Genomic DNA, 24,454 nt, shown 5'->3' on the forward strand with positions numbered 1-24,454 from the left:
CGCCCACAACTCATCGGGCACCAACCGCAACGACAACCGATCAACCACGATCCAAGATCATGACACGACCATCAACGCCACGTGAGACGTGGTCTTAGTGGCCAATGGCTGCTCGGCGATTGGGACGAAACCGCCTCCGGGCCGCGCGAACTCAGCCATGGCCAACATCTGTCAAGGTATCTGCATGGGTCGTACCACTGCGGAGCTCGACCGCTTTACCGAAGGCTACGGATACGATATGCGTAATTGGTCTGGCCTGACCACCTTGAGCGGCTTACGTGACCTGCATACCCTCGACTCCTTCATCCGCCGCGCCGACCATGGCGGTACCGACGCGGCAGTTGTACTGCGCCGTTGCCTGCACATACTACGCCACCACGAGATGACCTCGAAGTGGCCTCAACCTGCTCGATAGATTTTTCAATCGAGCAGGGTAACCACAGCGCCAGCGATCACGAACAGCACTCGGATGATCGCCCGACTTATCGAACAAGCAACCTCTTGCCTGCATTCGACGCCTTGCCTCGCCGCATGATTTTGGCCCAACAGGCAACCACTGTAAGTTTTGTACACCTCCAGCGAAAGTGCGACACTATATGTTTGCTCTAGAATGATCCGCCTGGTAGTCATGCGTCCGCGTCAGGATTCTGGGCAAGCACAGCTCACGGCTCGTCGCGGGAATGGTGGCACGAATCCGGTGACCGCGTCCGTCGTCGTAGGGCAGGAAATAACCCGGTCAGCCTTTGACCAGGTACACCGGGACACCGAACCCGTTGCGGCTCCCGAGCAGGTTGCTGATCGCATCACGCTCGGAGTCCGATCTGTAGGTCACCTCGATCAGCGCGCGGTCCTGCCCGGCGGGGCACGGCTTGCCTACGTTGACTGAAGTGCTCTTGCCCAACGCCTTGATCTCGTCAACTAGAGCCTGGTTGCTGGAGAGCCCGGAGGTGGCCTCGGCTGCGGTCGGCAACTGCTCACACGGCGGGTGCGTGTCGCCACCGGAGGAGAGCGCGCCGCCGAACCACATCAGTCCTGCGCCGAGTAGCGCTGCCGCGACGACACCGATAGCGATCTTAGAGGCGAGGTTCATAGTGATCCTTCTGCGCTAGTGCGATCGTTGGTCTACGAGGCGCGGCGCCGATGAATTGGCTGCGACCTCATGTCGGGAATCGCATGCGTTGATCATCTCGGTGTCGTGGGTAGACACGATGACCGTGCAGCCGTTCGCGGCGAACTCCGTGAGTAGGTCGATGACCTTTCGCCGGTTGGCGGCGTCGAGCGAGGCGGTGGGTTCGTCAACGAACAGGACGGTGGCCCGCTTGTACACGGCCCTGGCCAGTGCAAGTCGCTGTTTCTCGCCACCGCTGAGATGGCTGGCTGCTTCGCCTTGGCGTTCCGCCAGCCCCATCCGCTCGAGTACCTGTGCCAGCTGCTTGTAATCACCGGTGGCCTGCTTGCGCAGGACACTTGCCTCCATCGTGATGTTGAAGGCCACCGACTCCTCGTCCATGATGCCGTAGTCTTGAAGGACGAACGCCGCGTGATCACGCCAAAACTTGCGCCGGGCCGCCGAGCTGTACTTGGTGGCGTCGTCGCCGTCAAATAGGATACGTCCTCGATCGACCGGGAGCAGCAGCCCGAGGCTATGCAACAGCGTGGTTTTTCCGGAACCGCTGGGGCCGACCAGGGCGGTCGTCGTCCCGGGTTCGCAGCGAACAGACACGCCGTCGAGTACTGGCCGTCCGCCTATCGCTACTGAAAGACCCTCGGCCTCGATGAGCATCTTCTAACCCCTATCAGATTCGACGCTTGCCGACGCCAGCGAAACACCAGCGTGCGGTAAACACGTGACTCAACGGAATAACGATGAAACCGCACACCCCAGCCAACAGTACCGGCCCGGCCGAGCTGATGCCTTGAAACAGTAGAACAACGAACACGAGGACCACACCGGCCCCTAGTTCCCTGGCGACTCTACTCTGGAGAATCCGTGCCCATGACCGTCCAGACAACCTCAGCGGGAAGTCGCGTTTCGCCTGCAACAGGGAGGTGATCAGCGCGCTGACCACGGCAGCGACGGCAAAGGCGACGAAGAGCGCGATCAGTGCAAGATTCATCAGCCACACCACGTAGGCGGTGAACTGCGCGCGTAGAATCCCTTCTTCCGCGATGTAGACGACGCCCAGTTCACCCTTAAACCCCTGTTCGCGCAGTGCCTGCGTGGAAAGACCGGTGCGCTCGAGCAGGTGCTGCGCGTTCGCCGCGCCGGTGAACACGACGTTGCCGGTCGACATCATGGAGGTCAGATTGCTATCGTTGAACGCGTCGTGTACCGACGGCACGACCGCGATCAGGACATCGCTGAGGAACTGGAGGCTCTGGCCGCTACCGCCTTCGGACACCGGCAGCCGGAATCCGGCGGTTGGTTGCAGGTACGTGAACGTTGAAGGCAGCTCCCCACTGGGATCCTGCCTGCGTGACATGATCGCGAACTGCTCACCCAGGCTGCTGGAACGCATCAGGTCCTGAACGCGATCAGACGGCACGGGCGTGAGCGCTTGCGGCTGCGCGGCACCGGTCATCAAGTCCAGCCAGCGCTGGTTCACAAAGGACACTGCCGAGTACTGACCGAAATCCGCCTGGAAAGCGGACTCCGTGAAGGTGTAGGAGAACGCAGCCTCGTCGTGCGACTCGGCGTGCTGCACCAGCTTGCCGATTTGGGGCTCGACGGCGGTCATCTCTTGGTCACTCATTCCGAAAGTGATGGCGACCTGATCCGCGAGCTGCTTCCACTGCGCCGTCTCGGCTGCTGCGGCCGAGGAGTTTTGATATGCCGACCACGCAGGCCCGGCTGCGGACACGACCAGCACGAACGTCAAAGCCTGGACCACGATGGCCGCCGTGCGCAGGCTCCTCACCGCAGGCTGCCGGGTGGCGAGCATGGTCGCGCTGGGCCACGCGGACGCCGACATCGCGAGCGCCGCGAGCAGCGACACGGCGATGACCGCGGACTCGAGACCGATGAGTGACTTGAGGAAAGGACTGACGTACAGCCAGCCACGGGACGCACCCACGTAGACAGCGGCGGCGATCGTGACCATTGCGGCCGAAAGCAGCAATACGCCCGCGAAGCCACCCAGATCCTGCAACTGGATTCGTGCGGTCGGGCAGCCGCCGAGCACGCGGAGCGCGCGGCTGCGCGCCTTCATCGACAACCAGAACAGCGCCAGCGTTGCGATCAGAGCGAACGCGGCGAGAATCGCGGCACCAAAGCTGCCTTCCTTCATGACGAACTCCAGGCTGCTGGTGACCGATGCGTCAGTGCGAGTCACCCGCACGCCTACATCACCCAGCGCGCCTTCAAGCTCGCCGATCCGGGCGCTTTCGCCGGTTACGAGATAGGTGCCGTCTGGTGGTGAGTTGGTCAGGCGGTCCTTGCCGACTACTCTGCCCGCCCCATCACCGCCGAACCAGCTGAACGTAGCAGGGAGGTCTCTGTCGTTGAGGGTTGCGAACACTCGCTGGTCGCGGTCGCCAGCAAGATCCGGCGCGATTTTGACCAAGCCGAGGTTCCAGCGTGCGTCGAGTTCGGTGAGCTTTCCGAGGACCTCTTTGTCCGTAAGCTGCGACTTGTTTAAATCAACGCCTATCCTGGTCTGCGCGCTAAGGGCTTGTGGAAAATCTCGATCGAGGATGTCGGTAACAATGGTCGCTACCAAGGCAAGCAGGCCGAACAATGCTCCCGCGACTATCATCACCACACGCTTGTACACGGCCTCTCCCAGGCGGCTCGGTGATCCACCACCTCCAAGGGTACTCACCCCAGGTGTCCGCGGTATCACCTGGGGTGAGCTGATCTGACTTTGCGTCGTCACCTTCGATGGCAACCTGACGACGGCCCCACTAGCAGGTGCGGTAGTAGTAACGCGCTTCCAGACCGGGCGAGTTGATGGTCGAGATCTCCGCGATGGATCTGCGGCCAGAGGCTGTGTCGATGCTCCTTGAGCGGCTGGTCTCGCGGCCGTCGATGTACCTGATCACGGTCGAACCGTGACACCTGTTGACGGTGTAGTAGGAGCGGAGCTTGACATCCCAGAAACCGTACTCCCAGGTCCCACCCTCCGCCGGGTGCTGCGTGTGCTGGCCCGGATTCACCCAGGCCTGCGCGGGTGCGGCGACGGCGCCCAATACTGCGACGGACATCATCACACTGGTGAGTGCGGTCTTAACCACTCTTTTCACAGTGATTTCCCTTCAGTGTTCTCGGGTTTAACCCCAAGCTCAGGGGGAGTAGGCTCCTGCCCCAAGCTGACGCTCCTGCGGTCAGCGTGTATTCCCCCTGTTTCGAAGACGTTGCGCGGAAAACATTGATGCGGCACGTAAGTGCTCTACGGACTAGTAGAGTAGTTGTACCAAGTTTGTTTGCGATAGGGCTCATTGGGGTAATCCAAAGACTGATACAGTCTAGCGCTGAACTGCCTCCTGGTGGTGCCGCGCATGACGGTTGACGAGGTCGGGAACGCATCGGAAGGAAATTCGATTCGAGCCTAGTTGGCATCCTCGTATCGATAGCATATCCAGGTATATCCGACCGAAATTTCCAGGTGTTACGGCGATGTCGCTTCCAGCGACTCTGCCGCGTGGCCACCGCCGTGCGCGCCGTGACCTCGCCGAACGAGCGCACCCCGCGCCGTCAGCGTCACCCGGACCACTTGCTTGCCGGGCACACGAGCCGCGAAGCCGCGTTCCGGTTGCCTATCACCTGCATCGCACTGCCATGAACACCACGTTAAGGCCTTCGCCAACCCTTGTCTCCGCAGCTCAGCGGTCCCGACAACACGACCCGGATGGGCGCGTCAGGTCGAGCTCGATGCCCGCCTATGTCCAGGTCGCCATGCGTACCCTCCAGCCATCAGCGCCAGGGCGACGTGTCGGTCGCCGACGACGGCGCGCGCGCCTGGACTGGTTCTTCGACGGAGCCACGACATCATCCGATCTGGCCGACGACGACCTCAACCACGGCAGTAGATAGGCCGTGCTTTCGTTCTGGATCCGCTGTCCAAGTCTGCTGCGGCGCGCCCAGGAAGTCGCGCACGGGAAACCTAAGTTCGCCCGGCGGGCACGAGGGCGACCTTCTGTCAGTCATCGTCCCGCGACCGGATGGTGACCGACCGAGGGCCGTGGTGATCAGTTGCTGCCCCGGAAGCTCTTCCAGAGGTCGTACACGTCGTCGTCGAAGTACGGCGAGGCGATGAACGGCTCCGGGAAGAAGTGCTGCGTGCTGCTCACCCCGTTGACCCAGCCCTCGCGGCCGTCGAAGTCGGCCAGCCAGGGACTTCCGCTGGCCCCCTTGTCGACGTCGCAGTGCGTCAGGGAGGGGCGTACGTCGAAGGGGAAAGCGACCATCGACGTCACCCCGTCGCACCGGTACGGGGTGAGGTCCCCGAGGTACCCCACGACGGTGCGCGCTTCCTCCCGTCCCCGGTTGAACATCAGCCCGTTCCACCCGACCAGGTCTCCCAGCCTGCCCTTCTCGTTGGGCAGCACGGTCGCGAAGGCGAAGTCGTAGTCGACGTCGCCGGACAACGTCCAGTTCCCGGGGATCGCCATCTTGCTGATCGCGAACTTGCCGTACGGCATCGAGGTGTCGGCGTTTGCGGTCTTGTCGTACGCGGGGACGAAGTACCCGCCGGTGCCTCGGCGGGCCGGTTTCCCGTCCTTCGGGCCGTCCTCCAGGCAGTGCGCGGCGGTGGCGATCATGTTCCGGTTGTCGCTCACGACGGCGCTCGCCGAGCACTGCCACTGCTCGGTCGGGCCGACCGCGTCGACGACCAGTACCCCCTGCACCAACGTCTGCGGCCTGGTCGAAGCCGCCGTGGTGGCGGCCCGCAACGGGGGAGTGGGCGTCCCCACCGCCACCGACCCGTCCAGACCACGCTGCTCCGCGATCGCCGCCCCGTCGGTGAACGGGTGCTCGACGGGTGCCTGCGGCGCACCGGCTGCCGCAGGTGCCACCGTGACCATCCAGGCCACGGCACACGCGGCCGCGGCGAGTCCCGCCGCTCGACGCGGTCGTAGCATGTTTCGGATCATTCGATTCCCCCTGGTCTTGTCCTGCCGTCGGACCTCGGGCCGTCGGCGTGCTGAATCCAAATCCACCTGGGTGGTCGGGACCTTTCTCCGGTCGGGTGCCCGGACCACGGGTTGGCCGTCGCCTCGACGAACGCGATGTCGTCGGGCCGATCAGGCGGGAATAGCCTCCCGTCCACCCAGGGTCCAGCATCGCCAGGCCGCCGGGGGCGGAAATCGTGAATCTCATTCCGCACCGTCCGGCGTGGATGTGCGCGGCCCACAACGACGGGGTGAGGGGCAACTTGTCGCGGGCTGCCCGCACGGCGTGGTGAAGCGCGAACGCCGGCCGGGAAGGATCGGGCGGCCGTCCGTCGTGAGGTGTGCGTAGATGGCCTCGGCGATGTCGGCGGCGATCGGGTCGTTGATTTCCCACAGCGTGCCGGCCACGTGCGGGTAGCCCGCCAGTTGGAACGCCGCGAGGAGGTGGATGGCCTCGTCGAGCAGGTCGGTCACGGGCGTCACAGGCCGAACTGGACAAGTTGACCTAGGACGACGCACGGCTGATCACCATCCTCGACCAGGACTACCGGCGATCTTGCGCCTGGTGCACAACCCGCCGCCGTTTTTGTTCGTGCGCGGTGAACTGACCGAGGACGACCTGCGCAGTGTCGCCGTGGTCGGCACCCGGCAGGCCAGCGAGGAAGGCATCAAGCGCGCCGGTCGCATGGCCCGCGAACTGGTCGACCGCGGCGTGACCGTCGTGTCCAGCCTGCCCGGAGGTATCGACACCGCCGCCCACACCGCAGGTTTGGACGCCGACGGACGCACGATCGCGGTGATCGGCACCGGCATCAACCGCTACTTCCCGCCGAGAACCGGGTGTTCATCGACCGCATCGCCACCGGCGGACACGGCGCGGTGGCCTCCCAGTTCTGGCTGGCGGCCTCCGGCGCCACCTGGACCTTCCCCCACCGCAACATCACCATGTCCGGCATCGCCCAGGGCACCGTGGTCATCGAAGCGGGTAGCACCTCCGGGGCGAAGATGCAGGTCCGTGTCGCCCTCGCGTGGCGGCCACCGCCGATGTGACGGTGGCCTCCTGTGCGGTGCCAAAAGTCGGCCGCACGGCTTGACCTGCGGTCAGGCTGCTGTGGGTTCGTACTCGTTGATGAGGCCGCCGAGGACCGGTCGGCGCGATGGTGATCAGATCGGTCGAGGGGCGGCAGATGTCGGAGCGCGCCAACCCGAACACCGGGTCGACCGCAGGTGAGGCCAAGCCGCCGCGAACACAGCAGTTGCATCCACCCCGCCGACGGGGACTGGGGCCGTCCCTGCCCTGTGGTCGACTGTCTGATTCGGCGAGTCGAGCGACCGGGTCCGGCACCGCCGACACGACGAGGGGATTCGGGGGCCGGTCCATACCCGTGGTGGTGCTCGTCCTGCTTTCGGACCGCCAAGACTCGGCCTCGCACGCGAGCGGGGGCGCCGGCCGGAGGGGAACCGTTACGTGTCAAGTCTCTTCACGCCCCATTCGATGGTTTCCTGCAAGCTGGTGCGGATGTCGTGCACCAGTGCGGGAAGGTCGTGCCCGGCAGCGGGGTCGGTGTTCAGCGTGATGTGGCAGGTGTCCTGATAGGACACCAAGGTGATGGTCATGGGGGCCGCGGAAAGGGGGGTTACGCCGAAGACCGCGGTCACCCGTCGACCGCCGATGGCGATGGTGCTCCGTCCTGCCGGGATGTTGCTGACGACGAAGTCGTGGGACGCGGAGAAGTGCTTGAGGCCGGCGCGGATCAGTCCGGTGGGCAGCAGCGGGGCGATGGCGGAGGCCGGGCCGAGCCAGTCGACGGCATCGTGGTCCCCGGTGCTCCGGATGGCGGCGCGCACCGCGCGCAGGTGGTCCTCGACGCTGTCGTCGACGACGGGCAGGGTCAAGTGGACGAAGATGAAGTCGTTGGCGGGCTTGGTCGCGCCGGTCGTACTGCGCGCGACGGCCGACAGGGCGGCTAGAGCGGTCGGCCGGCGCCCTTCGGTCCGCTCGCGGTACCGGGAGATGCCTCGGGTCAGCGCAGCGAGCAACGCGTGGTTGAGCGTTCCCCCCGACGCCGTGCCGGCGGCCTTCAGGCCGGCCAGCGGCACTTCGAAGAAGGTGTGACGCCGTGCGCCGCTGAGCTGGTGGCGAGGTCTTCCGCTCGGTGCGGCGACTGCCTTGACCAGTCGCGCCCACCGGCCGATGCGGTCCAGCGGCCTGAGCGTCGGCGGCTGGTTCCCGGCCGGCGCGTCGTCGGCTGTGCGCGTGGCGGGCGCGCGGCGTCCGGTGATGAGCTCGACGATCCGCAGGCCGTCGGCCATCGCGTGCGTGAGCTTGAGCAGATACAGCGATGTGCCCGCGGAGGGGTTGTCGATGACGTACGCCCGCCATGGGGGGATGTCGCGGGTGAACGGCGCGCTGACCAGTTCACGCACCAACTGGTCGGACGCCTCGGCGCCCGCGAGCGGCACCCGGACGACGTGGTCGTCCAGGGTGAAGGCGGGATCGGGTTCCCAGCGGGGTGATCGGTCGGTCCCTCCGACCCTGCTGCTGAACCGGGGGTCGGTCAGCAGTGTCCGTTCATGCCACTCGCGCAGCTGCGCGGGGTCGGTGACGCCGTCGAGGTGGAAAAGCGCGACGACGACCGGCTTCAGGACCGGGTCGCTGCGCAGGCGCCAGAATACTCCGTCCAGCGGCGCCATGTCGATCGTTCGGCGTTGTCGAGGTGGGTGCCCCATGACTGGTCTCCGGGTGGTTCGGTGGGCGGATGTTCTCGTCACAGGTGTGCAGCGGGCGTCCGGATCACCGTGCGGTCGGGTCGCGGTGCCGCCTGTGCGCCACCCACAGCGCCACGGCGCCCGCGACCCAGTGCCACGTCGGTCGACGGCCCACGGCTATCCCGGACGCCATCAGGGCTCCAACTTCGGACGGGCGGCGGTCGCCGAGGCCGTGTAGGAGGTTGCGGACCTGGTCGGGTGCGGCCGTGATTCCCAGCATGGCCTCCAGCGCGGTGCGGCCCGCGAAGGCGCGGGACAGGTGCTCCCTGCCCAGGTCGAGCAGGATGGTTTCCAGGTGGTGCTGGAACACCCGGGTGATCTGCACCTCCGGCGCCAGATAGCGCACCGATCCGTCGATGTTGGCGAACGATTTGCCCAGGATGGACACCGCAGGGCTGATCTGGATGCCGCGCCGCGTCGAGTGCCGCATGACCGTCGTCAGGGTGCGGCCGAAGTCCAGTTCCCCCAGTGACGCGGTGACCATGTGCGGAACGATGATCGTGATGTCGCCGACGAAGGCGGCCACGTCGGCGCGGGAGGTCAGGCGGCTGATCTCCAGCCAGGCGTTGGCCACGCCGGAGCCGTCGTTCAACGCCACGTTGAGCAGCATCAGCAGCAGCGCTGTGCTCGTGCGGCGGTCGATCCTGCCGACCATGCCCCAGTCGATGACCGTCGCGCGACCGTCGTCCTGGACCAGGATGTTGCCCGGGTGCGGATCGGCGTGGAAGACCCGGTCCACGAAGTAGCCCCGGTGCATGAACGCCAGCAGGTCCTCACCGATGGCCACCCGGTCCTCGCGCGGGAGGCTGTCGCGCTTGAAATCGCGGATGGAGACACCGGAGGACATGCTCTGCACCAACACGCGGGGGGTCGCGAACAGCACGTCCGGCACAGCCAGAGTGCGGAACCGCTCCACGCTCGGTCGGGCGAGCTCCATGTTCCGCGCCTCGATGGTGAAATCCAACTCCGGCCGCATGGCGTCGAAGACCACCCCGAGCATGGCGTCGACGTCGAGCACCTCGGCCAGCCTCGGCAGGGCCCGGTTCATGATCTTCGCGGCCCGCCGCAACAGGGCCATGTCGCCGTGGAAGGTGCGGGCCACGTCGGGTCGCTGCACTTTGATCACCGCGTCGGTGCCGTCCGACAAGACGGCGCGGTACGCCTGGGCCAACGACGCGGTCCCCAACGGGCGTTCGGTGTTGACGGAACGGAACCTCTCCCGCCACGCGGTGCCCAACTCGGCTTCCAGCACCGGTGCGAAGGTCTCGAATGGCATCGGAGCGGCCTGGTCGTGCAGCTTCTCCAGTTCTTCCATCACCGGGACCGACACGATGTCCGGGCGGGTGGAAAGCATCTGGCCCACCTTGACGTAGAAAGGGCCGAGGTCCTCCAACGCGCGCCGTACCGCGCGCGCCCTCTCGTGCCGCCGGTCGCGCATCGGGCCGTCGCCGCTCTGTGCCGGCTCCGGTCGTCTGATCTCGGTCCGTAGCAGCGACGTCAGGATTTTGGTGACAGCACGCAGACGCTCGCCTCGCATATGCCCCGCGCCTCCATGCGTCGACCACCGCATACCATTGGGCTTCGGACGACGAGGACAACGGTGTCGGGACGGGTCGGTAGCCGGGACGGTGGCCGATCCGACACGGGCGTTCTCGCCGTGGTGCTGTTATTGGGCTTCGGTGTGTGGCGGCCGGTGCTGACGGCACCGCGACCGCCGGGACGGGTCGGCGACGGTTGCAGGGCGCCGTCCGGGTAGTCCTCGGTCCCACCGGGCACCCATCCCGGGAGGCGGGCGAACGTCGCACGATGTGCATGCGATGCCCTGGCCATCCCAATTTTCTCGAAATCGACACGACAACAGACGCCCCTTGACGGCGTACTGCATGAAGAAGGGGCAGCACACGTGAGGCGCAGCGGTACCACAATCAGCCTGGCACGGCATCCGCGGACTCGCAAGCGACTGGATTAGTCTATTCGGGCGGCAATGGTCGCGGATGACACCGGCATTGATCTTCAGAGCGGATCTTCGTGAGATCAGGGGCGTTACCCGGTATCAGACGCTGACCGACGATCGCGCCTGCTTGACAACGCGACCACGGACCGTTTGCGGAAGTCTCGCGGCAGCAGGAGGGGCTCCTCCCCGGTGCATACGCTACTGCCTGCGATTCCTGTCGAGAACACGATTCTCCGGACGTCTGCTGTGTTGACGCACCGTAACCGGGTATGGCGGCCGGGAGTGGGCTGGGTGTGGGTATTCGAGTGAGCGCACTTGCTTCTCCGGTGTGGTCGGAAGTTGACTGAGTCGGGCCGGCATCCCGGTCGCCAGATGTATCGCCCCGAATCCGGCCGCGTCGGATCGCTCGCCGAGGCACGTAATCCTCGTCGGCGTCGCACGTGTGGTGCGGCAACCCTCGTATGGAATTGCGAAGAGGAGGAGTGGGTGTCGGTACCGGACACGCCGCCGGAGGCGCGTACGGCGCAAGAAGTGTTGATGTGGAGCAGCCGGGCGACGGAGTCGGCGCTGCGCGAAGCGGCGCGGCAGTTACCGGCATCCATGCGCAGGATCGCCGGCTACCACCTGGGGTGGTGGGACGTCGACGGAACTCCGACCACCGGCTCGGGCGGCAAGGCGCTGCGCGGGGCCTTGGCGCTGCTGTCGGCCGAGGCCTCCGGCGGTGATCCCGGCCGGGCCACCGGAGCGGCGATGGCCGTGGAACTGGTGCACAACTTCTCCCTGCTGCACGACGACGTCATCGACGGCGACGAGACCCGACGGCACCGGACTGCCGCGTGGCGTGCTTTTGGCACGGCCGATGCGATCATCGCCGGCGATGCCCTGTTGTCGCTCGCGGTGAAGGTGGTCGCCGACCGGCCCCCGGCGGTTGAGCGGATCACGGGCTGCGTCATCGAACTGTGCGGCGGGCAGCACGCGGACATCGCGTTCGAGCGCCGCACCGACGTCGCCGTCGACGAGTGCACCGAGATGGCCCGCGGCAAGACCGGAGCGCTGTTCGGCTGTGCCGGGGCACTCGGCGCGTTGAGCGCCGGCGCGGGAGCCGATGTCGCCACCGGCTTCGACGACTTCGGCCGCCACTTGGGGATCGCGTACCAGTTCGTCGACGACATCCTGGGCATCTGGGGGGATCCGGCCACCACCGGCAAACCGGCGTACTCCGACCTGGCCGCCCGCAAGAAGTCCCTTCCGGTGGTGACCACCCTGAACTCTGGCCACCCGGCCGGTCGCGAGTTCGCCCGGCGCTACAACCACGAGCCGGCGGACGCCGACGACCTGGCGTCGTTGGCCGGGCTGATCGAAGACACCGGCGCCCGTCAGTGGGCCCGGCGGCGCGCCGGGCACCACCTGCTCGCCGCGACGCGGTCGCTGGAACGCGTCGCCGCGCCGTCCCGTGGCCGTACCGAACTGCTTGCGCTGGCGCACTTCGCCGTCGACCGCGACCACTGAAGGCGGGCGTACATGGTGCACATTACGCCGATCGCGGTCCGCTCCTGCCTGTGCGCCGCCGTGGGAGCGCCACCTCTTGATCCCCACGACCGTCAGGAGTCGTCATGACGACCGTCGACACGATGCCCACAGCGGCCGGAGCACGGCCGCTGGTGGGCCACCTCGTACCCTTGCTGCGCGACCCGTTGGGGTTCCTGGCGTCCCTGCCGGAGCAGGGTGGTGTGGTCCGGGTCCGGGTCGGCCCGACCAGCATCGTCATCCTGTGCGACCCACAGCTGCTGCACGACGTGCTGCGCAACGACCGCGTCTTCGACAAGGGCGGGCAGCTGTTCGACCGGTACCGCGAATCCCTCGGTGACGGCCTCGGCACCTGTCCCCACAGCCGGCACCGCCGCCAGCGCCGGCTGGTGCAGCCTGCCTTCCACGCCGACCGTCTGCCCGGCTACGCCGAGATCATCGCCGAGCAGAGCACGGCGGCGGTTTCCGCGTGGCGTGAGGGCCAGGTACTCGACGTGATGGCCGAGATGACCGCCCTGGCGGCCCGGAACGTGGCCGCGGCCCTGTTCTCCGACGCCCTGACCGCCACCGCGCGCTCGTGGATCGCCGAGGATCTGGCCACCATCATGGCCGGCATCTTCCGGAGGATGCTGACACCACCACTGCTGGACCGGCTGCCCACCCCCGGTACCCGCCGCTACCTCCACGCCTGCACCCGCCTGCGCCGGACCATCAATGACGCCCTGGCCGCGCGCAGCACCGGCGGCACCGACCACGGGGATCTGCTGTCGATGCTGCTGGCCGTGCGAGACTCCGACGGCCGCGGACTGAGCGACGCCGAGATCTCCGACCAAGCCGTGACGTTCCTGATGGGCGGTGCGGAGACCGTTGGTTGCACGCTGTCCTGGGCGCTGCACATGCTGACCGGACACCCCGACCTCGAAGACCGCCTGCACCAAGAGGTCGACACCGTCCTCGCCGGCCGGCGTGCCGGTTTCGCGGACCTGCCCAGGCTCCACCTGACCCGCCGAGTGATCACCGAGACGCTGCGCCACTACCCGCCCGCATGGCTCGTCACCCGCCGGGTCACCACCGACGCCGAGATCGACGGGCATCGGGTCCGCGCCGGTACCACAGTGTGCTACAGCCCCTATCTCGTCCACCACCGTCCCGACTCCTACCCGGTCCCTGATCACTACGACCCCGACCGCTGGGCACCCGAGCGCTCCCAGCCGCCACGCCAGGCGTTCATCCCCTTCGGCACCGGAGCACGCAAGTGCATCGGCGAGCAGTTCGGGTTGATCGAGACCACGCTCGCCTTGGCCACCATCACCAGCCGCTGGCACCTGCGCCCGATCCCCGGCGGCGACCGCGTCCGCCCCAAGCTGGTCGCCACGCTGATCCCGCGCGGACTGCGGCTCCGGGCGACCGCCCGAACCCCGGCCACCGGCACTCCGCCGGACAAGGGTGAGCGGTGATCGGCAATGACACGGTGGCACCCGAGAAGCGTGTGACCACCTCCGCTCCACTCCCGTTGCCGGCACGGCCTATGTCGGCTCACTGAACTGCGGATCCACGGGCCCGCTGCCCCAGTCGCCCGTATCCCGGTCGGACCGCACGGCGCCCTCGGGGAGGCGGACGTCCACGACGTGCATGCCCGCCGCGCGTGCCGCGGTGACTCCCTCGTCGGTGTTCTCGTAAACCAGGCACCGCGCCGCGGGCACGTTCAGTCTGCGGGCGGCGACCTGGAAGGCGTCGGGGGCTGGCTTGAGTCGGATGACGTCCTCACGGGCGACGACGACAGCGATCACCTCGGACAGCTCGGCCGCGGCAAGCCCGGCGCGCACGATGAGGCCGTCGTTGGCCGAGGCGACCGCGACCGGCCCGCTGCGCGCGGCAGCGCGCGCCAAGGCCACCATCCGCGGTATCGGGACCGCCCGATGGGCGTTGGCCAACCAGTGGGCACGGGCCGAGCGCACGAAATCGTCGTCGGTGCAACCCAGCCGCGCCCCCAGGTCTGCATGCAGTCGACCGCGCAGCGCGGTCAGGTCCGCCAGAGGTGCGGTCCGCGTCCACGCCGGGGGGATGTCGTGGAGCCCGTGTTCGGTGAGTGCGGCGTGCACGGCGGAGATGTTGAGGTCGCCGGTGTCGACCAGGGTTCCGTCGAAATCGAAGATCCGGGCGACGTACCGCATCCCAGGCTCACCCTCCGCAACGGGCCAGGCCGCGCAGGACGTAGGCCGGGGCGAGCACCGGGACGTCTACCGGAATCGGGCGGGGCGCGGCTGTGTCAGCGGGTGCGTCGAACCCGCCGTCGGGGCGTTGGCGCGCGGCCAGGTACTCCAGCGCCGACGGCACCGGGCGCATCCGGTGGAGCCGGCCGAGAGCGGCCAGGGCGTAGCCGGTGCTGACCGGATCACTGGCACGGCCGGCGTGGTGTCCCCAGCCGCCGTCACGGTTCTGCGTCCGCTCCAGGTAGCCGGCCGCCAGGCTGAGGGCGTGGTCCACGGCGTCGGCCACGGTCGGGGGCAGCGCGAGCCGGCCGCGTGCGGCGCACAGGCCGTGCACGGCGCGGAAGATCGCGTTGCCCTCCGCGAGGCTCCACCCGCGCTCGAAGGTGCCGTCCGGCTTCTGGACACCGGCCAGCCACCTAGCGCCGGCCACGATCTGCTCGGCGTGCGCATCGGGGTGCTGGGCGAGCACGACCAAGGCGCCGCCGGTCATGGCCGGCTCCGACATGCTGCCGCGGCGGTAGGTGGGCCAGCCGCCGTCGGTGTTCTGCATGCCCCGCGCGTAGGCGTGCCCGGCCTGCAGGTGGGGCGCGTACCGGGCCGGATCGTGGTTGTGCAGGAACACCATCACGGTGTAGGTGGTGTCCATGTCGGTCTGGGTGGCCTGCGGTGTGTAGGACCACCCCCCGTCACCGGACTGGCAGGCCGCCAGCCACGCGGCCGTGCGCGCCACCACCTCGCGTCCGGTGCCCGCCTCGGTCAGCGCGGTGGCCACGATCGAACTCACCCAGGTGTCGAAGTACTCGGCCACGCTGAACCCGCCATCGGCGTGTTGGGTCGCCACCAGCAGGTCCAAGCCGTGTCGGACGGCCACCCGATGGGCCGGGTAGGGCCGCAGCGCGTGCAGGAACAGCAGATGGGGCAGGTGGTTGCCCTCGAAGATCTGCGGCCGGAGCAGCAGCCCGGCCAAGGTGTCGAGGTGGTCGTCGGGCACGGCCGTGCCGGCGGCGCGGGCGCAGATGACCCGGCAGGCCGTCAGTTCGGCCTGCTTCCAGGTGTGCAGGCTGCCGTCGGCGACCACGGTCGGCGGTGGTGCGGGGGCTTCCGGCACGCCGGCGGCGTGCAGGATCGCGCTCATCAGGACCCGTTTCCGCCCGGCGGTGTGGTGGCCGAACCCGGCCAGCGCGTTCCGGGCGTCGGCCGTACCGAGCAGGACCTGGTCCACCGGGGTGAGGTCGTCGCGGTCGCCGGCGGCGCGCAGGTAAGAGCGGACCGCAGCGAGCGCGGTGGGGTACCGGGCGTCGTCCTCCAGCAATCGGCACGTCAGGACGGACTCCAGGACACGGCTGCCACAGGCCGACCGGGCACGTCCACGGTGATCGATCTGCGTGCGCAGGTGTTCGCCCAGTCGCCTGGCCAGCTTCCGGGCCGTCGTGGGGGCGGCCATGACCGTCATGATCGACTTCGGCTCGGAAGCGTCGCGAGAGATTTTCCTGTCATCTCCGACTCCATGTTGTCGACGTGACCGGCACCTGAATGGTCGGGCCATCCGGCACCCGACGACTATCCTGGAAATGGGTGGCGGGATCCCCAGGTGCCGGTGTCGGGTCGTCACGTTCCGCTACCACGATATTGATGGCCGTTCCATCGCGGAGTGTCCTGGGCCTGGCCAGCAGGTAGCCGACACCAGCCGTCTCAAGGCCACATGCCGGCACCCGCACCGACCTGGTTGTCGACGTATCGTTGGACAGCCGCAATGCCCTGGGTCACCGGCGCGGCCGGGCGGCGTCAGGAAGATAGCGCGAGCCAGTGCAAGAGCATGCCAGACTTCATATGGCCGAACGGGCGAATCTCAGCCGTAAATGGGCGCCGCCAGGAGCCTGCGGATGGATCAGTTGTCCGCCTCGCCTCCTAGTGCCCGCTTCCGAGCTAGTGGTGTCGGGTGAGTCGGCGACTGGTGATGGATCATTGACCAGCGGACCATGGCTTCGTGGTGGCGAGTCGTTCGTAATCGCGGACGTCGGTCTCGCGGCGCACCGTCAGGCTCAGCAGGCGACGCAGCGTCCAGGTGACTTTCCTCGAAGGCAATCTGCGCCGTCGGTCGTCGCGCCTCGTGGATACCCGGCCAGCCCGACGGCGCCGTTGCCAACAGGACGGATCTTTCCTGATCGGCATCCTCGTTGCGTTCGGCACGATGCAGTGCAAAGCCGCGTCCAGCCTCGGCTGCGGATCGAAGAAGTCCTCAACCGCCTGGCGCAACACCCCGACCAGGCGTCGATGTCGCCGTTGCGGCTGTCGACCTCCGCCAGCATCGCCGCAGCGCTTTGGGAGATGCGAGTCGACGCCTGCAGTCCGGGCAGTTAAACGGCGACCGCCCACCCCCGGGACTGGGGACGGGCGGTCGGATGGGATTCGGTCAGGTTAGCGGAGCGCCCTCGCCATAGCCGGGGCAGCCTGCGCTATTCTGGTCGAACGTCATGCACAAGACGTTGTCCACCCACCAGTCGGGGAACGGCGCCACCGACGCGACGGTAGCGCTGGGTCCTGCGACGGAACCGCGGCGACTCTTCGACGGCGATAGACCCGCTGGTCGTCGCGACCATCGCGCCGACAGAGCGCGACCCGGGTGTTGGGCCGCGACGACATCATCATCGGACGGGGTCTGCGGCTGCGGTGCTACCGGCTCGGGCACGTCGCCGGGCTTCGAAGCGGGCAAGGTATGGGTGAACAGGCGATCACCGTAGGGGTAGTCCATAACGGCCTTCGTCGGTGCGAAAGGTGCCGTTCTGTGGCACCCGGAACATCCCTGAGCTCCGGAAAACCACACTCCAGGGGACACGTCCGACGCGTTGTGACTCGCTTGGCCGATCACGACGATGACCGGAGAGGGTCAGGTCTATAACTTCAGTACAGAACGAATTAGCAGGCCAAACGCAATACGCCGTCCCTTGGCGGGCGGTCGTTGAGAGGATGCGGGATAGGTGCGCGCTTCGACAACGCCGACTATCGGCTGCGGTGGCCGCGATGGTTGTTCGTCAGGAAGGCCTTGCGGGTGCTCAACAACGGTGATCACGGTATGTGGAGCAGTGCCTGCGAGCTTCTGCTGGAGGACTTACGACACTAGGGCTCTGTCCGCAGGTACACCTCCTGACCGCCAGCGCCTGGCACAACCCAGCGACGGATGCGAGAGTCTCATCGGCATGTCACTGCCCGGCGGGAGTGCGCAGTTAGCGGGACTCGCTGCAATGGGGTGTTATAATCACCGCTTAGCAAAGCTGGAACAGTTTCTGCTGCACCAATCCGACGATCAACGGTGTCGGAGCCCGTCTAGCGGTCGCCTTGGTGGTGGTATCCGCATATTTCAAGGACTGAACCGGGTAGGAGACGATATTCCTGGCGTACGTATTTGAGCCCTTCGGTGATGTATGGGTCATGCTCCCTTCAATGGTGCGCTTAGTCCGATGCCGGCCATCTCACTGGCGGAAAGGTCGTATTCAAACGCGCGGTTTTCTTTCATGCGGGTTAGGTGGGTGATGTCGCGACTGCCAGATTTCGGTGAGCTGGCGCTGGATGCGGTCGGCGTCGGTGGTGCGGCCTTGGGCGTGGAATAGCTCTGCCGCTTGCCGCCAGGCTTGGGTGGCCTGCTCGTGTTGGTTGAGCGCGAGGTGGGTGTGGCCGAGCCGGTCCAGCGCGCTGGCTTCTTCGTAGGTGTTGCCGGACTCGCGGTACACGAGGAGCGCTTGTTGGTAGTAGTCGAGTGCGTCGGTGTGCTGGCCGGTGTGGTGGGCGATGTAGCCCAAGTTGTCCATGGTCAACGCCTCGCCACTGCGGTCATGGTGGCGGCGGCGCAGGACGAGAGCGTGCTCGCAGTCGATGCGAGCCTGCGCGTAGTGGCCGAGCTGGGCGCGATGCCAGCCCACCGCGCTCTGCGCCTCGGCTTCCCATACCGGCAGGTCGATCGCCCGAAACAGGCGCATGGCGTGGGTGGCGGACTCCAGCGCCCGTAGGTGATCTCCCTGGCCGCCCCAGACCTGGGACAGCGCACCGTGCGCGTGCGCTTGACCGTGGATGTCGCCGGCGTCTTCGGCCAGTCGCAGCGACCGGGCGAGGTGTTGGATGGCCTCGTCGTGCCGGGCCGCCAGGCTGTGGGCGTTGCCAAGGAGGCGGTGGGTCATGATCAGGACCGCCGGCTCGCTGAGCCGGTCGGCGGCGGCCATGGCGGCGCGCCACGCGACGACGTGGTCGTGGATGTGGCCCTGCCGATGATGGAAGGTGTGCAGGACCCACGCGAGCTGCCAGACTGCGTCGTGCCACTTCCGCTCGACCGCCAGTTGTTGGCTGGCGAGCAGGTTGGGGTATTCGGCAGTGAACCAGGCCCACGCCGCCGCCGCGTCCGGCAGGGGCTGGGGATGGCAGTCGAATGGGGGCTGGCCGATCTCGATCGGCGTGCGGTGCGGGCGTATCAGCCGGTCAGCGGCGTAGGCGGTGTGGAGGTAGTGGTCGACCAGGTTGGCGAGGGCGGTTTGCTCGTCGGCCGGGGTGTCGGTGTGCGCGGCAAGGTCGGCGGCGTGGTGGCGTAAAAGGTCGTGGAAGCGGTACCGGCCGGGTGCAGGCTGCTGAAGCAGGTGGACGTCGACCAGTTCCTCCAACAGTTCGCCGGTGGCGACCGGATCAGTCTGGTTCAGTGCGGACGCCGCGTACCGGTCGAAGTCCGGTCCTGGGACAAGTCCCAGTCGTCGGAACAAGCGCTGCCGCGGCGCGGAAAGCTGTTGGTAGGAAAGGCCGAACGCGGCGGCGACGCTGCGGTCCCCCGCCGTGAGCCGGGTTCGCCCATCACGCAACCGTGTGACCAGGTCCGCTACTGTCCACGTAGGACGAGTACGCAACCGGGCCGCAGCGATCCGCAGCGCGAGCGGCAGGTATCCGCATAGCTCCACGAGCACTTGGACGGCATCCGTGTCAGCGGCACGATCGTCGCCGAACACGCCGCGGACGAGATTGACGGCGTCGGCGCGGGGCAGCACATCGAGGGACAGGGTGTGCGCGGTCTCCAGATCGACCAGTCGGCGGCGGCTGGTCACCAGAGTCAGGCAGCCGGCGGTGCCAGGCAGCAAGGGGCGGACCTGGGTCGCGCTGGCGGCGTTGTCCAACACGATCAACACCTTGCGCCCGGCTAGCTCCGCACGCCAGAGCGCGGCCCGCGTTTCCAGCTCCTCCGGGATCTTCTCGCCGGACACGTCGAGCGCGCGCAGCAGCGTGTTCAAAGCAGCGACAGGTTCGACCGGTTCATGCCCGGCTGTGTGCGCGCGCAGATCGATGTACAGCTGCGCGTCCGGATACCGCCTGGCGACGTGGTGGGCCAGGTGGATCGCGAGCGTGGTCTTGCCAACACCCGCCATCCCGTCGATCGCCGCGATCACCGCCGCGGTGCCCGGCCCGGTATCGGCGTCGCGCGGCAGCATCGACCGCAACCGGTCCAGCTCGGCACGACGGCCGGTGAAGTCCGCGACATCGCCGGGCAGGTCGTTGCGGCGTATCGGCCGCGGCATGGTCGGCGCGGCCAGGTCGGGATCGGCGCGCAGGATCCGCTCATGCAGCCGGCGCAGGTCCGGGCCGGGCTCGATCCCGAGTTCGCTGGCGAGAGTGTGCCGCGTGTCCCGAAATACCTGGAGGGCGTCGGCTTGACGGCCGTCGCGGTACAGGGCCAGCATGAACTGCCCGACCAGTCGTTCGTTCACCGGGTGCTGTTCGGCTTGCGCCCGGAGTGCCGGCAGCACGGCGGCATGCTGGCCGAGCCGTAACCTGCGGTCGGTCAGATCGAGCATGGCCCCGAGCCGTTCCTGCTCAACAACGGCGCGGACCGTGTGCAGCCATGGGGTGTCCAGCCCGGCGAACGCCTCCCCGCGCCACAGCTCCAGCGCCTGTCGAATCAAGGCCATCGCCTGTTCGTCGTCGACGGCCGTGCGAGCCTGGCCGATCAGGCGGCGAAACCGGTGCAGGTCAACGGCTTGCTCGTCAACGGTAAGGACATAGCTCCCTGACCGCCAGGTGATGCTCACCGGCGCAGCCGCCAGCGCGCGGCGCAGCCGGGTCAGATAGCTGTGCAGCGAACTACGCACCCGCAGCGGCGGCCGGTCCTCCCACACCCGGTCGATGAGCACTTCCGCCGGCACCGCGGTGTTGGCCTCGACCAGCAGGACAGCGAGCACGCACTGCTGCCGTGCTGGCCCAACATCCACCTGATGACCATCGCGCTCCACCACAACCTGACCGAGCAGGCGGAACTCCACCATCGGGGACCTCCCCTCGCCAGCCCATCAAGCAGAGGCAGCGGCAACGACCAACCCATTCAAGCGGAAACCAAGCACTCGTACCAGTCACCCCACATAGCGTCGGAACAGACCCAGTACCACCGATGAAAGGATCAGGATGAAACTTCCTCGTAGAATCGTTCTAGGCGCTGCGGCGGTAGCACTGTCGCTAAGCGCGGCGATACCCACAGCCCAAGCACAAGAATCTCCACAAAACTCCGCCCACACCCAGGAACTGCACGCAAACTGCTCAGGCGGTTACGCCCGAGACGAGGCGGGACGCGCCAGAGGATACTGGTCCCGCTGTGACAGCGGCAGGTTCAGGGCGGCGGCGGATTGCATCAATTGGGCAGGGCTCACTTACACTGTATGGGGACAATGGAAGCACGCGCCGATTCCTTGGTGGGATTTCTCACGCGCAGCTTGCCTAGAAGATCACTCCGCGATTAGGGGTTGGACCGAGTCCAACTGAAGTCGCATTGCCCGCACCGGCTCCGCCCAGCGGTGCGGGCAATGCCTTCATCAGCGGCATGGCGGATCAGCCACTGCTGGACCTGCGGGGTATTGTGGGTGGCGTTGTGCAGATCAGGTGGCGTGGTGGTATTCGTTGAGGGATCTGCCACACACGGTGTACGGGGCGATCTTGATGCCGAATACGGGTAGTTCGCCGTGGGTGCGGCGGTAGCCCGAGGCGGGGTTGTCTCGTGCCGGGCGCAGCGCCAGGAGGCTGATCGAGCGGATGGTCCGTGGTCGCCCGGGCCGCTTGGGACGGGATCTCACCGCGTGGCGGCGTGCTATGTGGTTGCGATGCCATCGCAGCACCGTCTCCGGGCGTACCGGCAGTCGCAGCCGACGCAGGTCGATCGGAAGTCGGTGCAGTAGTGCCGCGAGGAACGCCCGGTCGTCGGGGGAGAACTGCGGACGGGCGTTGCCGAGTTGGCGTTCCAGGAGGGTGATCTGGTGCCGTAGCGCCAGGATCTCCGTGTCTTTGTCCCGGTCGCTCATGGGCAGCAGGCGCAGCAAGACGAACGCGTTGGTCACGGCCAGGTAGGCCAGTCGGAGCAGCATGGCCGGTCATCATGCCGCGTCAGTCGACGCGTTGCGGATCTGCGGCCGCACCCACGGGCGCCTTGGCCTTTCAAGCTATGTACTGCTTCAACCTGCATGGATGAAGTTATCGGCAGGCACAAGGTTCCATCCCCGCTCGCGCGAGGAAGACGTTACAGGTCGATCAGCGGGGGCTATTACTGGATGGCAGGCGCAAGTCGATGCGGCCCATGGCTGAACGCCTCGGTGTCGATCATCAGCAGTTGCAGCAGTTCGTCACGACCTCGACCTGGGATCACGTCGAGGTCCGGCGGCGGTTGGCGGTGTGGGCGGCGGGGTTCGTCGATCCGGACGCGTTGGCCGTGGACGACACCGGTTTCCCCAAGGACGGCACTTCCTCGCCCGGGGTGGCGCGGAAGTACTGCGGGGCGTTGGGCAAGCGGGGCAACTGCCAGGTCGGGGTCAGCGTGCACGCGGTCACCGACTGGACCTCGGCGGCGGTGGACTGGCGGTGGTTCCTGCCCGAGTCCTGGGACGACCACAAGATCGACGACGGACAGGCCGCGGCGGAGATCGCCCGGAAGCGGGCCCGCTGCTCGATCCCGGACCGGGTGCGGCATCGGGAGAAGTGGCGTCTGGCGCTGGCATGATCGACGAGCTCGTGGGCTGCGGCATGCCGCGGCGGCCGGTGGTGGCCGACTCGGCCTACGGCGACAACACCGCCTTCCGCCAAGGGCTGGCCGACCGCGGTCTGACCTACGCGCTGGCGGTCTCGGCCTTCACCAGCCTGCATCCGGCCTCGTCGGTCCCGGTCCCGCCGACCTGGTCAGGCACCGGCCGCCCACCGACGAAGACGACCTACCCGGACAAGCCCGTCACCGCCAAGACCCTGATCACCGAGGCCGGGCGCTCGGCGGGGCGATTCGTGGTCTGGAGGCGCGGCTCGCGCAAGAGCGCCGGCAACCCGACCGCGACCATGCGCTCGCGCTTGCTGACGCTGCGGGTGCGCCCGGCCAACCGTAACATCCCCCGCCACCCCGACGGCAGCCTGCTCGAGTGCTGGTTGCTGGCCGAATGGCCCACCGGCGAACCCGAACCCACCGACTACTGGCTCTCCACTCTGCCCGCCGACATCCGCCTGCGAGACATGGTGAAACCGGCCAAGATGCGGTGGCGGATCGAGCACGACTACCGCGAACTCAAGGACGGGCTCGGCCTGGACCACTTCGAGGGCCGCTCCTGGCTGGGCTGGCACCGTCACGTCACCTTCGCCTCGGTCGCCCAGGCGATCTGCATCAAGCTCCGCCGCACCCAAAAGCCCCTGCGCGGGACTGACCCTCTACGCCGTCCTGCGCGAACTCCAGCACTTACTCGCGGCCTGGACCGGTGTCTGCCACACCTGCCGACAACTCGTCCGGGCCACAACCCCAACACAGAAACCGCAGGTCAATAGCACCTAACAAAGCCCTACTAGCAGCAGCCGCAGAAGGCGGCCATCGGGAGACCGACTATGCCGGAACACCCAGTCCGTCGCTTGAAACCCCAAGCGTGACAAGACATGCCGAGATGTCCCTAACCTGAACCCGACGCGTCGTACCAACACCTGAGAACCACACCGCCATGCTTAGCCCCGCCGCCGAGGAAACGCCTGATTAGGCATCGCCGGAGGCCCGCGACGTGTGGGTGCGGGCGCTGCCCACTTGGCCTGCCTCCTACACCGTCGAGGCCTTCGTGCTCACCACGCCCGTCGACACAGACAATGGAGTGCGCCGCTGGCAGGTACACACCGCCGACGAACGGCCTGTTGCCCTGACCGACCGCGACGGCACCAACCCGCGCGCCTGGCTGCTTCGAGAGAACTGCTTCCACGACATCAGCCACGACGACGTCGAGGGCGGCTAGCAGGTCTGTGCACGCGCCGAGGAGACCTGAGCATCAGACACAGGTAAAACAACCACCCGCAACCAGTACGGCTTCCCGGCCGAAGCCATAGGAAGCCCTGGACACCTGCCAGCGGTCAAGGCCTACGCCCCGCACTGCTCGGGCGGCCATCCTCACCGCCTACGAGATAGACGCCTCGGCCGCGACTCCCGCCGAGCTCACCGCCCTGCTGCAGGCGAGCTGCTCGCGGGACCATCAGCCCGATGGCCACCGGGGCAACGTCGCGCTGCACACCGGCGCAGTCGCCCCGTGACACCGCCGCCCACAGCCCGGCACGCCCCCGTCCGCGCCCGCCCGCCTCCGGTGACCGACGCGAGGAGGGTCGGCTCGCGACCTGCGCCATTCTTCCTGCCCCTGACTACAGCAGGGTCGTGGGAAGGAGGGAGCATGTCGTCTGCCGAGCGTGCCATCGACACGCTGCCGCACGTGCCGCCGATGTTGGCGGTACTGAACGACCGGCTAGGCGAACCGGACCGCTATACGTCCGAGTTAGAGCTGGTCTCACGTGGTGATCGTGTTGCTGTCATGATCTGTGCTGTGGTCGATCGGTTGGCGTTGCGGTTGGTGCCGGATGAGTTGTGGGC

At 67.2% G+C, this 24,454-nt stretch carries 16 protein-coding genes and 2 pseudogenes; 6 read left to right on the top strand and 12 right to left on the bottom strand.

Going from position 1 to position 24,454, the window contains the following annotated elements:
- Positions 1-736 precede the first annotated feature (736 nt).
- The 6 genes from FHS29_RS35890 to FHS29_RS35915 all read right to left on the bottom strand — a co-directional run bounded on the left by FHS29_RS35890 (position 737) and on the right by FHS29_RS35915 (position 6,585).
- A complete protein-coding gene (locus FHS29_RS35890; protein WP_184699142.1) occupies positions 737-1,090 on the bottom strand; it encodes a hypothetical protein in 354 nt (117 codons plus the stop codon).
- A 15-nt stretch (positions 1,091-1,105) separates the two neighbouring features.
- Positions 1,106-1,783: an ABC transporter ATP-binding protein gene (locus FHS29_RS35895; protein WP_184699144.1), complete on the bottom strand. Its 678-nt coding sequence runs from the start codon at positions 1,781-1,783 to the stop codon at positions 1,106-1,108.
- A gap of 13 nt (positions 1,784-1,796) precedes the next feature.
- Complete coding sequence (locus FHS29_RS35900; RefSeq protein WP_184699146.1) at positions 1,797-3,773, bottom strand: bacteriocin-associated integral membrane family protein; 1,977 nt, start codon at positions 3,771-3,773, stop codon at positions 1,797-1,799.
- A 130-nt stretch (positions 3,774-3,903) separates the two neighbouring features.
- Positions 3,904-4,233, bottom strand: coding sequence for a lactococcin 972 family bacteriocin (locus tag FHS29_RS35905; RefSeq protein WP_221457318.1), 330 nt, complete (start codon positions 4,231-4,233; stop codon positions 3,904-3,906).
- A 954-nt stretch (positions 4,234-5,187) separates the two neighbouring features.
- On the bottom strand, positions 5,188-6,015 hold the full coding sequence (locus FHS29_RS35910) for a trypsin-like serine peptidase (RefSeq protein WP_184699148.1): 828 nt from the start codon (positions 6,013-6,015) through the stop codon (positions 5,188-5,190).
- A gap of 300 nt (positions 6,016-6,315) precedes the next feature.
- Positions 6,316-6,585 (bottom strand): CHAT domain-containing protein, encoded by a 270-nt coding sequence (locus FHS29_RS35915; protein ID WP_312865262.1) that lies wholly within the window; start codon positions 6,583-6,585, stop codon positions 6,316-6,318.
- On the opposite strand from FHS29_RS35915, the pseudogene FHS29_RS35920 reads away from it, so the two are divergent.
- A pseudogene (locus FHS29_RS35920) lies at positions 6,560-7,161 on the top strand (DNA-processing protein DprA). The gene FHS29_RS35915 and the pseudogene FHS29_RS35920 overlap by 26 nt on opposite strands.
- A 414-nt stretch (positions 7,162-7,575) precedes the next feature.
- On the opposite strand, the gene FHS29_RS35925 reads toward FHS29_RS35920, so the two are convergent.
- Positions 7,576-8,805, bottom strand: coding sequence for a wax ester/triacylglycerol synthase domain-containing protein (locus FHS29_RS35925; protein WP_184699152.1), 1,230 nt, complete (start codon positions 8,803-8,805; stop codon positions 7,576-7,578).
- 100 nt (positions 8,806-8,905) lie between these two features.
- Complete coding sequence (locus FHS29_RS35930) at positions 8,906-10,234, bottom strand: ABC1 kinase family protein (protein ID WP_184699154.1); 1,329 nt, start codon at positions 10,232-10,234, stop codon at positions 8,906-8,908.
- A gap of 1,086 nt (positions 10,235-11,320) precedes the next feature.
- Here FHS29_RS35930 and FHS29_RS35935 point away from each other — a divergent pair.
- Positions 11,321-12,343, top strand: a complete 1,023-nt coding sequence (locus tag FHS29_RS35935) for a polyprenyl synthetase family protein (protein WP_312865263.1) — start codon at positions 11,321-11,323, stop codon at positions 12,341-12,343.
- 104 nt (positions 12,344-12,447) lie between these two features.
- The gene (locus FHS29_RS35940; protein ID WP_184699156.1) at positions 12,448-13,818 is read left to right on the top strand and encodes a cytochrome P450; all 1,371 of its coding nucleotides are present in this window, start codon (positions 12,448-12,450) and stop codon (positions 13,816-13,818) included.
- Positions 13,819-13,887: 69 nt separating this feature from the next.
- Here FHS29_RS35940 and FHS29_RS35945 read toward each other — a convergent pair whose 3' ends face one another.
- From FHS29_RS35945 to FHS29_RS37465, 4 genes are all read right to left on the bottom strand, one after another.
- On the bottom strand, positions 13,888-14,535 hold the full coding sequence (locus FHS29_RS35945) for an HAD family hydrolase (RefSeq protein ID WP_184699159.1): 648 nt from the start codon (positions 14,533-14,535) through the stop codon (positions 13,888-13,890).
- A gap of 7 nt (positions 14,536-14,542) precedes the next feature.
- Complete coding sequence (locus tag FHS29_RS35950; RefSeq protein ID WP_184699161.1) at positions 14,543-16,018, bottom strand: prenyltransferase/squalene oxidase repeat-containing protein; 1,476 nt, start codon at positions 16,016-16,018, stop codon at positions 14,543-14,545.
- Between the two features lie 2,047 nt (positions 16,019-18,065).
- Complete coding sequence (locus tag FHS29_RS35955; RefSeq protein WP_184699163.1) at positions 18,066-20,864, bottom strand: AfsR/SARP family transcriptional regulator; 2,799 nt, start codon at positions 20,862-20,864, stop codon at positions 18,066-18,068.
- A gap of 603 nt (positions 20,865-21,467) precedes the next feature.
- Positions 21,468-21,950, bottom strand: a complete 483-nt coding sequence (locus tag FHS29_RS37465) for a helix-turn-helix domain-containing protein (protein WP_246441240.1) — start codon at positions 21,948-21,950, stop codon at positions 21,468-21,470.
- Between the two features lie 167 nt (positions 21,951-22,117).
- On the opposite strand from FHS29_RS37465, the pseudogene FHS29_RS35965 reads away from it, so the two are divergent.
- The 3 genes and pseudogenes from FHS29_RS35965 to FHS29_RS35975 form a co-directional block, all read left to right on the top strand.
- Positions 22,118-23,264: pseudogene (locus tag FHS29_RS35965) on the top strand (IS701 family transposase); the annotation flags it as partial.
- Between the two features lie 348 nt (positions 23,265-23,612).
- The gene (locus tag FHS29_RS35970; RefSeq protein ID WP_221457320.1) at positions 23,613-23,831 is read left to right on the top strand and encodes a hypothetical protein; all 219 of its coding nucleotides are present in this window, start codon (positions 23,613-23,615) and stop codon (positions 23,829-23,831) included.
- A 426-nt stretch (positions 23,832-24,257) separates the two neighbouring features.
- Positions 24,258-24,454 (top strand): hypothetical protein (locus FHS29_RS35975; protein ID WP_184699167.1); only part of this gene is annotated, 197 nt, incomplete at its 3' end.

The organism is Saccharothrix tamanrassetensis, from assembly GCF_014203665.1.
In the GTDB taxonomy this organism is placed as follows: Bacteria; Actinomycetota; Actinomycetes; order Mycobacteriales; family Pseudonocardiaceae; genus Actinosynnema; species Actinosynnema tamanrassetense.